1 protein-coding gene is annotated in these 1,045 nt (G+C 60.1%); it reads right to left on the reverse strand.

Annotated elements, in window-relative coordinates; translation table 11 throughout:
- Positions 1 to 1,045, reverse strand: a 1,045-nt coding sequence (locus AB0L60_RS42500; RefSeq protein ID WP_364626682.1) for a (Fe-S)-binding protein, incomplete at both ends; no start/stop codon positions are given.

The following is a 1,045-nucleotide window of genomic DNA, read 5'->3' on the forward strand; positions in this document are numbered from 1 at the left end:
TCAGGTTCTCGGTCAGCGTCGCGGCCTCGACACGGTCGATCGACTGCAGCATCAACTGCGCCACATCCACGACCTCGACACCCTGACCGACCTCGCCACCGTCCTTACGGGCGGTCACACCATCGGTCAACATCACCCGGCAGAACGGGCAACCCGTCGCGATCATCGACGGCTCATTACCGCCGTTCAACGTGTCGAGGGCCTCGTCGACCCGGTCGATGTTGATGCGCTTACCGAGCTGTTCTTCCATCCACATCCGCGCACCACCCGCGCCACAGCACATGGAACGCTCGGCGTGACGCGGCATCTCGACCAACCTCGACCCCGAGGCCTGCATCAACTCACGCGGCGCGTTGTAGATCTTGTTGTGCCGGCCCAGATAACACGGATCGTGATAGGTCACATTCTGCGCCACCGGCGACACCGGCACCAACGCCTTGGCCCGCACCAGACGATTGAGCAACTGGGTGTGATGCACCACCTCATAGGTGCCGCCGACCTGCGGGTACTCGTTGTTGAGCGCATTGAAACAGTGCGCACACGTGACCACGATCTTCTTCTTGGCCTGCTCCACACCCTCGAACACCGAGTTCAACAACTCGATGTTCTGCATCGCCAACTGCTGGAACAAGAACTCGTTACCCGCACGACGCGCCGAGTCACCGGTACAGGTCTCCTCCTGACCCAACACCATGAACTTCACACCCGCCGTCGCCAACAACTCCGCGACGGCCTTGGTGGTCTTCTTCGCCCGATCCTCATACGCACCCGCACAACCGACCCAGAACAGGTACTCATACCCGTCGAAAGAATCAGCATCGCGACCGAACACCGGGATCTCGAAGTCCACCTCCGAGATCCAGTTCAGCCGATCCTTGGCGTTCTGACCCCACGGGTTGCCCTTGTTCTCCAAATTCTTGAACAACCCGGCCAGCTCCGAAGGGAACTCCGACTCGATCAGCACCTGGTAACGACGCATATCGATGATGTGATCGACATGCTCGATATCCACCGGACACTGCTCCACACACGCACCACAGGTCGT

It is taken from the genome of Nocardia sp. NPDC051981, from assembly GCF_040680715.1.
Taxonomy (GTDB): Bacteria; Actinomycetota; Actinomycetes; order Mycobacteriales; family Mycobacteriaceae; genus Nocardia.